At 71.7% G+C, this 9,715-nt stretch carries 8 protein-coding genes; 2 read left to right on the top strand and 6 right to left on the bottom strand.

Going from position 1 to position 9,715, the window contains the following annotated elements:
- The coding region (locus ABZ567_RS31545; protein WP_360796662.1) for a cytochrome P450 at positions 1-1,347 on the bottom strand (1,347 nt) is incomplete at its 3' end.
- On the opposite strand from ABZ567_RS31545, the gene ABZ567_RS31540 reads away from it, so the two are divergent.
- Positions 1,348-2,667 carry a type III polyketide synthase gene (locus tag ABZ567_RS31540; protein WP_360796660.1) on the top strand — a complete coding sequence of 440 codons (1,320 nt, stop codon included), beginning with the start codon at positions 1,348-1,350 and terminating at the stop codon, positions 2,665-2,667.
- 156 nt (positions 2,668-2,823) lie between these two features.
- Positions 2,824-3,744, top strand: coding sequence for a hypothetical protein (locus tag ABZ567_RS31535; protein ID WP_360796657.1), 921 nt, complete (start codon positions 2,824-2,826; stop codon positions 3,742-3,744).
- A 10-nt stretch (positions 3,745-3,754) separates the two neighbouring features.
- On the opposite strand, the gene ABZ567_RS31530 is transcribed toward ABZ567_RS31535, so the two are convergent.
- From ABZ567_RS31530 to ABZ567_RS31510, 5 genes are read right to left on the bottom strand one after another with little or no spacing between them, the layout of a single operon-like run.
- Positions 3,755-4,771, bottom strand: coding sequence for an ABC transporter ATP-binding protein (locus ABZ567_RS31530; protein WP_360796654.1), 1,017 nt, complete (start codon positions 4,769-4,771; stop codon positions 3,755-3,757).
- The gene (locus ABZ567_RS31525) at positions 4,768-5,733 is read right to left on the bottom strand and encodes an ABC transporter ATP-binding protein (protein WP_360796651.1); all 966 of its coding nucleotides are present in this window, start codon (positions 5,731-5,733) and stop codon (positions 4,768-4,770) included. The genes ABZ567_RS31530 and ABZ567_RS31525 overlap by 4 nt, the downstream gene beginning before the upstream one ends.
- Entirely contained in the window at positions 5,730-6,680 is a 951-nt protein-coding gene (locus ABZ567_RS31520; RefSeq protein WP_360796648.1) for an ABC transporter permease, read from the bottom strand. Before ABZ567_RS31520 ends, ABZ567_RS31525 begins: the two co-directional genes overlap by 4 nt.
- Entirely contained in the window at positions 6,677-7,738 is a 1,062-nt protein-coding gene (locus ABZ567_RS31515; RefSeq protein ID WP_360796646.1) for an ABC transporter permease, read from the bottom strand. Before ABZ567_RS31515 ends, ABZ567_RS31520 begins: the two co-directional genes overlap by 4 nt.
- A gap of 3 nt (positions 7,739-7,741) precedes the next feature.
- A complete protein-coding gene (locus ABZ567_RS31510) occupies positions 7,742-9,577 on the bottom strand; it encodes an ABC transporter substrate-binding protein (protein ID WP_360796664.1) in 1,836 nt (611 codons plus the stop codon).
- Positions 9,578-9,715: the final 138 nt, after the last annotated feature.

The following is a 9,715-nucleotide window of genomic DNA, read 5'->3' as shown; positions in this document are numbered from 1 at the left end:
CGTACCGCGTCTTGAACTTCTCCGCGCTCTGGAAGAAGCAGACGACCTTGCCGTCCTTGGCGTACGCGGGCATCCCGTACCAGAGCTTCGGCGCCTTTCCCTCGGTCCGCGGATCAGGCCCTTCGTCTGCCACACCACGTCCTCGGGGCGGCCCGCGAGCCTCAGCTCCGGATAGCGCCGCAGCAGTGTCGACAGCATCACCTCGGACTCCATGCGGGTGAGCATCGCACCCATGCAATGGTGCGGCCCGTGCCCGAAGGAGACGTGTCCGATGCCCCGCCGGTCGAAGTCGAGGGTGTGCGGGTCCTCGAACACCTCCGGGTCCCGGTTCGCCGCCAGGTAGGAGGCGTACACGGCCTCACCCGCCCGGATGGTCACCCCGCCGACCTCGACGTCCTCCGTCGCGATCCGCGGAAGGCCGACCCCGTTGCGGTGCGGGATCCAGCGCAGCAGCTCGTCCACGGCCTGCGGCAGCAGTTCCGGCTCGGCGCGCAGCCGGTCCGCCAGCTCCGGCCGGGTGAGCAGCACGTAGACCATGTTGGCGCTGTTGTTCCGTACCGCGTGGGCGCCGCTGATCAGGATCGCCATGGCCAGCGAGACGGCCTCGTCGGCGTTGATCCTGCCCTCCGCGAGGGACTCCGCCAGCGCCCCGGCCAGGTCGTCCTGCGGCTCGGCGCGCCGCCGGTCGAGCAGCCGGGTGACATAGCCGTGGATCTGGGCCTTGGCGGCCCGGCTGCTCTCCGGGCCGGGGCCCGACGACAGAATGAGGTCGGGCCAGGAGGCCAGCTCCGCCCGGTCCTCGTCGGGGACGCCGAGCAGATCGCACACCACCGCCATCGGCAGCGGGCCGTGCAGGTGCGTCATCAGGTCGGCGGGGCTGCCCGCCGCCTCCATCGCGTCGAGGAGGCGGTCGGTGCTCGCCTGGGCCAGCGGACGGAGCCTTCTGGTGCTCTGCCCGGTGAAAGCCTTCGTCACCGCCTTGCGCAGCTGGGTGTGGTAGGGCGGGTCGGCGTAGTTCAGCGCGGCCTTCGAGGCCACCATGTGGCCGGTCATCCCGGTGACCTGACGGTCGAGCAGCGCCGTCCGGCTGAACCGGGGGTCGGAGGTCACCGCGCGCACGTCCTCGTACCGCGTCACCAGCCAGGCCTCGTTCTCCGCGGTGAACGGCAGCCGGATGCGGGCGACGGGCTCCTTCTCGAGGAGCTCGGTGAGCAGCGGGTCGAAGGCGAGTGCGGGGAGGTCGTCGACGGTCCAGGTACGGGCGGGCGGGGGCGGTGCGGGGTCGGCGGGAACCCCTTCGGAGGGGGTCGCTTCGGAGGCTGGTCCTGCGGTTGTCTCGGAGGTCATGTGGTGGCTGTTCCCGGTGGCGGACGGCGGCGATACGCCGAGCACCCACAGCCCCCCGGACGGAGCACCCCTCGACCGCCCCGACCCTCACTCAGCGTAGGCATCCGGTCGCGCTCGCGGTTGCGGGGTCGCGATCACCGGGTGAGTGTGGGCGGCAGTTCACGCGAACGAGACGAAGGAGCGAGTGTCGTGGTGACTTTGTGCAAGCCCGCAGTGTCCGTGCCCGAGCACGTGATCACGATGGAGGAAACCCTCGACCTCGCCCGCTCACATCATGAGGGGCACCCGCAACTCGCCCTCGCGCTACGCCTGATCGGCAACACCGGCGTCGCGCGGCGGCACATCGTCCAGCCCATCGAGGAGACCCTGAAGCATCCCGGCTTCGAGGAACGCAACATCCGCTACGAGGCGGAGGCCAAGGCGCGGGTCCCGGCGGTCGTCCGGGAGGCCCTGGAGAACGCGGCGCTGCGCCCCGCGGACATCGACATGATCGTCTACGTGTCGTGCACGGGCTTCATGATGCCGTCCCTGACCGCCTGGATGATCAACACGATGGGCTTCCCCAGCCACACCCGCCAGGTCCCCATCGCCCAGCTCGGCTGCGCCGCCGGCGGAGCGGCGATCAACCGGGCGCACGACTTCTGCACCGCGTACCCGGACGCCAACGTCCTCATCGTGGCCTGCGAGTTCTGCTCGCTCTGCTACCAGCCCACCGACCTCGGCGTCGGCTCGCTGCTCTCCAACGGCCTCTTCGGCGACGCCGTCGCCGCCGCCGTGGTGCGCGGCCGTGGCGGCACCGGGATCGGCCTGGAGCGCAACAGCTCCCATCTCGTGCCCGACACCGAGGACTGGATCGCCTACAGCGTCCGCGCCACCGGCTTCCACTTCCTCCTCGACAAGCGGGTGCCGACCACGATGGAACCGCTGGCCCCGGCGCTCCGCGAGATCGCCGGAGCACACGGCTGGGACGCCGGAGAGCTGGACTTCTACATCATCCACGCCGGCGGGCCGCGCATCCTCGACGACCTGAGCCGCTTCCTCGAGGTGCCCCCGGAGGCCTTCCGCTTCAGTCGCGCCACGCTCACGGAGTACGGCAACATCGCCAGCGCCGTCGTCCTCGACGCCGTACGCCGGCTCTTCGAGGAGGGCGGGCAGCCCGAGGGCGCGCGGGGCATCCTCGCCGGGTTCGGCCCCGGGATCACCGCCGAGATGTGCCTCGGACGGTGGACGAACGCCCCGGTCTCACCCGAACCGAACCTCGGCACCCGCCGCATCGTCGGCTACTCGCCGCCGTTCCACCCCGCCCGCACGGCCGTCTGAGCGCCGAGCCGGACCGCCGCGCCGATTCCCCGTGCGCCGACCACCACGTACGCCTGCGAACACGAGCACGCGTACGAACAGGACCACCCCGACCCGCGCCGGCACGCACCCGCGCGAGACCACGCGTACAGACCCGCCCCAGCAGAGGAGAGCCGCATGTCCGCTACGCCCCCGCCCCGCCGCAGCAAGCGCCCCAAGGCCCTGCGAGGCCCCGCCGCGCTCACCGCGCTGCTCGCCGGAGCGGCCGCCGCCACGCTCGCCGGCGCGCCCGCCGAGGCGTCCGCCCCGGGCGCCGTCCGGGTGCCGATGCACCAGTGCTGGGTGAACGGCAACTCCGCCCCGCCCGGCGACACCGTGAGCGGCACCGACGGTGACGACCACATCTTCTGCGACAGCGACCTGGAGAACGTCACCGTCTGGGGCGGCAACGGGAACGACATGATCGAGGTGCGCGGCCTGGTCATCGACTCGGCCGTGATGGGCGGCGAGGGCGACGACGTCATCCGCGCCAAGCACCTCGTCCCCCAGAAGGCCTCCAGCATGGTCCGGGGCAACCGGGGCAACGACATCATCAAGGTCGCCACGGTCGCCGGCGACGGCGCGGAGCACGGCGCGGTCGTCCACGGCGACGACGGCGACGACAAGATCACCACCGGTTCGGTCACCGGGGCGCCCGGCAAGTTCAACCGGGGCGGTGGCATCGTCACCGGCAACGACGGCGTCGACACCATCAAGGTCGGCACGATCGACTTCTCCGGCCGCGTCCTCGGCGGCAGCGAGGCCGACGAGATCGAGGCGGCGGCTCTCGGCCCCGAGTCCGGCGGCATGATCCAGGCCGGCCCGGGCGACGACCGGATCAGCGGCCCCGGCGGCTCGGTCCTGACCGTCGGCCCCCACTGGGGTTCCGTCGACGCCGGTGTCGGCAAGGACACCTGCACGGTGAAGTCGGTCTCCACCCGGACGTCCATCAGCTCCTGCGAGGTGTTGCCGAAGGCGGCGCCCGCGGACGGCGCGGCGAAGCCCGCCAAGCCGGCGGACACGGCGGCCGAGTCCGCCGCCGAGCCGGACAGCCACTGAGCCGTACGGCTCAGACCACGGCCTGCCGCTCCACCCAGTGGCAGGCCACCTCCTGTGCCCCGCCGCCGCCCAGGACCGGCAGCCCCTCGCCCCGGCAGCGGTCCGCGACCGCCGCCGCCTCGCCCGACGCGAGGACCTGACAGCGGGCGTGGAAACGGCAGCCGGACGGGATGCGGGACGGATCCGGGGGCTCACCGGTCAGCACCACCGGAACGCCCCCGGACTCCGGCAGCACCGAGAGCAGCGCCCGGGTGTACGGGTGCTGCGGCCGGGTCAGTACGGACTCGACCGTGCCGGTCTCCACGACCCGGCCTAGGTACATCACCGCGACCCGGTCCGCGATGTTCCACGCGAGCCCCAGGTCGTGCGTCACCACGAGCGCGGACAGACCCAGCTCGTCCCGCAGGCGCAGCAGCAGCGCCAGGATCTCGCCCCGTACGGACGCGTCGAGGGAGGCCACCGGCTCGTCGGCGACGATGAGCTCCGGCTCCAGTGCCAGCGCGCCCGCGATGACCACCCGCTGCCGCTGCCCGCCGGACAGCTCGTGCGGGTAGCGCAGGAAGAAGCGCTCCGGAGGCCGCAGCCCGGCCCGCGCGAGGGCCCCCGCGACCGCCTCCCGCTCGTCGTGCGTCGACCGGTGGACCCCGTGGATCCGCAGCCCCTCCGCCACCGCGTCGTACACGGTGTGCCGGGGGTTCAGCGAACCGCTCGGGTCCTGGAGGACCAGCTGCGCCCGCCTCCGGTAGGCCTTCAGGGCCCCGGAGGAGTACCCGAGCGGCTGCCCGTCGAAGGCGACCGTCCCCGAGGTGGGCCGGACCAGGCCGAGCAGTGAGCGCGCGAGCGTCGTCTTGCCGCAGCCCGACTCCCCGACCAGGGCCACGATCTCGCCCGCGCCGATGTCCAGGTCCACCCCGTCGACCGCCCGCGCGAGGGGCGCGCCCCGCCGCCCGGGGAAGGCGACGTGCAGCCCGCGCGCCGACAGCAGCGGCGGCGCGGACGTCTCCGTACTCATGACGCCTGTACTCATGACGCACTCCCCACATGGACGCAGGCGGCCCGGTGCCCGGCGGCCGCCTCCCGCAGTTCCTGGTCGATCTCCCCGCAGCCGGCCACCGCCACCGGGCAGCGCGGATGGAAGGTGCAGCCGTCGGGCAGGTCCGCCGGGTCCGGCGGGTCGCCCGGCAGTCCGCGCGGCGCCCGCCGGGACGCGGGGTCCCCGACGCGGGGGAACGCCGAGGACAGCGCGCGCCCGTAGGGGTGCCGGGCGGCCTCGTACACCGCCCGGGCCGGCCCCTCCTCGACGACCCGGCCCGCGTACATGACGGCGAGCCGGTCGCAGGTGTCGGCGAGGACGGCCAGGTCGTGGCTGATCATCAGGAGGCTGATGGACTGCTCGGCGACGAGCCGCTCGATCAGCCGCAGGATCTGCGCCTGGATCATCACGTCGAGCGCGGTCGTCGGTTCGTCCGCGACGATCAGCCGGGGATCGCAGGCCAGCGCCATCGCGATCATCACCCGCTGCCGCTGCCCGCCGGACAGCTCGTGCGGATAGGCCGCCGCCCGCGCGGCGGGCAGTCCGACGTGTTCGAGCAGTTCACCGGCGCGTCTGCGGGCCGCCGCCGGGGTCGCGTGGCCGTGGACGAGCAGCGGCTCCGCGATCTGGTCCCCGATCCGGTGCACCGCGTTGAGCGAGTGCATCGCGCCCTGGAACACGATCGAGGTGCCCGCCCAGCGCACGGCCCGCAGCCGCCCCCAGGTCATGGCGAGGACGTCGTCGCCGTCGAGCAGGATCCGGCCCTCGATCCGCGCCGAGGCCGGAAGGAGCCGCAGCAGCGCGAGGGCGAGCGTGGACTTGCCGCAGCCGGACTCGCCCGCCACGCCCAGCTTGGTGCCCGCCTCCAGGGTGAGGTCGACCCCGCGTACGGCGGGCACGGCGGACGCGCCCGAGCCGTACGTCACCCGCAGGTCCCGGACTTCGAGGAGGCTCATCGCCCCACCCCCAGCTTCGGGTTGAGTACGGACTCGACCGCGCGCCCGCACAGGGTGAACGCGAGGGCGACCAGGGCGATGGCCACGCCGGGCGGCGCCAGGTACCACCAGTGCCCGGAGGAGACCGCGCCCGCCTCGCGCGCGTCCTGGAGCATCCCGCCCCAGGACACCACGGTCGGATCGCCGAGGCCCAGGAAGGCGAGGGTCGCCTCGGTGAGGATGGCGGTGGAGATGCCGAGGGTGGTCTGCGCGAGTACCAGCGGCATCACGTTCGGCAGCACGTGCCTGCTCATGACGTGTCCGTGGCCGCCGCCGAGCGCGGTCGCCCGCTCGATGTACGGGCGGGACTCGACGGCGATCGTCTGGGCCCGCACCAGGCGGGCGGTGGTCGGCCAGGAGGTGACGCCGATGGCCAGCACCACCGTCCACATCGACCGTGACATGACGGTGGCGAGCACGATCGCGAGGACCAGTGCCGGCATCACCAGGAACCAGTCGGTGATGCGCATGACGACGGTCGAGAACCAGCCGCCGTAGTGTCCGGCGACGATCCCCACGAGGGTGCCGATGGCGACCGAGAGGGTCGCCGCCAGCAGGCCGACGAGCAGGGAGATCCTTGCCCCCCAGATCAGCAGACCGAGCAGCGAGCGCCCGAACTGGTCGGTACCCAGCGGGAATTCGGCACTCGGTGCCTCCAGGGCCGCGCCGGTGGCCTTCGTCACCGACTGCACGTCGGCGCCGACGAGCAGCGGGGCGGTGAGGGCGAGCAGGGCGATCAGCGCGAGACCGGCGAGGCCGTACAGGCCGGCGCGGTGGGTGCGGTAGCCGCGCCAGAAGCGGGCCGCCGTGTGCCGACGCCGCTGCCAGGCCAGTGAGGCGGCGGAGGCGGCGGGCGCCGGAGAGGCCGTCGGCCCGCCGGGGGGCCGGGCGGGAGTCGGAGAGGTCATCGGCCCACCCGGGGGTCGAGCAGCGGATAGAGCAGGTCGGCGATCAGGTTCATCAGGATCATCGCTCCGGCGAAGACGACGAACAGGCCCTGCACGAGTGGCAGGTCGGGCACGCTGAGCGCCTGGTAGAACAGCCCGCCGAGCCCAGGCCAGGAGAACACCGTCTCCACCAGGATCGAACCGGCGGCCACATGGCCCAGATTGATGAAGAACATCGTGACGGTCGGCAGGAGCGCGTTCGGCACGGCGTGGTGGCGCCGGACCGCGTCGTCGCGCAGCCCCTTCGCCCGCGCGGTGGTCAGGTAGTCGCCGCCCATCTCGTCGAGCAGCGAGGAACGCATCACGAGCAGGGTCTGCGCGTAGCCGACCGCCACGAGCGTGACGACGGGCAGCACCAGATGGTGGGCGACGTCGAGGACGTACGCGAGACCGGTCTCGCCGGTGCCCGACTCCATGCCGCCGGTCGGGAAGAGCCCGGGGACGGGGCCCATGCCGACGGAGAACACGATGATGAGGAGAAGCCCGAGCCAGAAGGAGGGCACCGACCACAGGGTCAGCGCGATCCCGGTGTTCAGCCTGTCGCCGAGGCCGCCGTGACGCCAGGCCGAGCGGGTGCCGAGCCAGAGCCCGAGCGCCGAGTAGATCACCACGGCGACCCCGGTGAGCAGCAGGGTCGCCGGAAGCTTCTCCGCGATCAGCTCCCCGACGGGGGCGCGGAACTGGAACGAGGTGCCGAGGTCGCCGCTCAGCGCCTTGGCGCAGTAGTCGGTGAACTGCTGCCACACAGGCAGATCGAGGCCGAACTGACGGCGAAGTGTCGCGAGTTGCTCGGCCGAGGTGGGCACGCCGTGCGTCATCGCCTTCACCGGGTCGCCGGGGATGATCCGGAACAGGAAGAAGCTGGTGACCAGCACGGCGAAGAGCGAGACGAGCGCGCCGCCCAGCTTCCCCGCCGCGTGACGGAGATAGCCGAGGGAGGAACCGGTGCGGGATGCGCCGTCCGTGACGCGGGCCTTCTCGGCCCGCGTCACGTCGGCCGCGGTGCTTGCCGTCGTCACGTACTACTCGCGGTCGTCGACGGTGGAGCGGCGGCGCAGACCGAGGAAGACGCCGACGCCGACCACGACCACCACGGCGGCGCCGATGCCGACGATCACCCCGGTGGACGAGCCGCCGTCGGAATCAGCGGTGCTCGCCGCGGGCACGGCCGACCACCAGCTCCAGTAGCCGTCCTGTCCCCACAGGTTCCCGGCGGCCTCGGGCATGGTCGTGATGGACGCGATCTGGTCCGTGCGGTACGCCTCCAGGGCGTTCGGATAGGCCATGACGTTCATGTACCCCGTGTCGTACAGCCGGGACTGCATCCGCTTCACCAGAACCGCCCGCTTGGCGGCGTCGTACTCCACCGCCTGCTGCGCGTAGAGCGTGTCGAACTCCTTGTCGCAGATGAAGTTGTCGGTGGCCCCGGAGTCCTTCGGCGTCGCCGGGAGCGTCCCGCAGGTGTGGATCGACAGGACGTAGTCGGGGTCCGGGTTGACCGACCAGCCGTCGAAGGCGAGGTCGTAGTCGCCCTTGACCCACGGGTCGGAGACGCTGTCCAGGCACTCGACCTTCAGACCGATGCCGAGCTTGCCCCACCACTCCTGGAGGTACTTGCCGATCGCCTTGTCGTTGGGGTCGGTGGCGTGGCAGAGGATCCGGAAGTCCAGCGGCCTGCCGTCCTTGCCGACCCGCTTGCCGGCGGCGTTCTTCCGGTAGCCGGCCGCGTCGAGGAGCTTCTCCGCGCCGGCCGGGTCGTACGCCCGCTTCTGGGCGCCCTCGGGCTTCCAGAAGTACGAGTCGAACCGCGGCGGGATGTAGCCCTCGCCCTCGACGGCGTGCCCCTGGAAGACCTTGTCGACGATGGCCTTGCGGTCGACGGCGAGGAAGAGCGCCTTGCGTACGGCAGGGTCGAGCAGCGCCTTGTGGCCGTTGCCGAACGTCTTCCCGTCCCTGGCCCTCGCGCCCGGGTTGGTGGCGATGGCGAAGAAGCGGCGGCCGGGGGCGTCGTTGACCTTGATGTCCTTCTGCGTCTTGAGCGCGGCGGCCTGGGCGGGCGTCAGGTTCGGTACGAAGGACACCTCGCCCTTCTGGAGGGCGGCGACGGCGGCGTCCCCGTCCTTGTAGTACTTGAAGACCAGCTCGTCGAACTTCGGCGCGCCCCGCCAGAAGTTCTTGTTCGGCTTGAGCTTGATGTACTGGTCGACCTTGTAGTCCGTGACGACGAACGGTCCGTTGCCGACGATGGGGAACTGCTTGTCGTTGTTGAACTTCGAGAAGTCGCCGACCTTCTCCCAGACGTGCTTCGGCACGATCGGCACGTCGAGCGCCGTCATCGTCGCCTGCGGCTTCTTCAGGCGGATGACGAGCGTCTGTGGGTCGGGCGCGGTGACCTCGGCGAAGTTGGCCGTGAAGCTGCCGTTGGCGGTGGCGGCGTTCGGGTCGGTCATCATCTTGTTGAAGGTCCAGGCCGCGTCCTCGGCGGTGGCCGGCTTCCCGTCGGACCAGGTCGAGTCCTTGCGGATGGTGTACGTCCACGTCAGCTTGTCCGGCGAGGAGGTCCACGCGGTCGCCAGGCCCGGGATCGGGCGGGCGTCCTTCGCGTCGTAGTTGGTGAGGTACTCGTAGGCCAGCCGGTGGATGCTGGTCGAGGTGAGCTTCTGCGCGAGGAACGGGCTCAGCGAGTCGATGCTCTGCGAGACGGCGACGGTGAGCGTGCTCCCGGCGGGGGACTTGTCGTCCTCCGCGGCGGCGGTACCGGGGACGGCCACGAGCGAGACGGCGGTGACACCGGAGGCGAGCAGCAGACGGAGTGCTCTGTGGGCGGAGGTGCGGCGGGGTGGAGCCTTCGTGACCATGACCATGGGACGGGACCTCGCGTCGGGGGATCTGTCGTGGATCTTGGGCTGACGATGGGTGAAGCGAAGGTCTATCAGCGGTGGTCTGCCGTCGTCAACGATCCGTCAAACCCCTTGTGGGCTGCGGGAATGCCGAGA

The organism is Streptomyces sp. NPDC016459, assembly GCF_040632845.1.
Lineage (GTDB): Bacteria > Actinomycetota > Actinomycetes > Streptomycetales > Streptomycetaceae > Streptomyces.
This window is presented reverse-complemented; position numbering and strand designations above follow the sequence as displayed.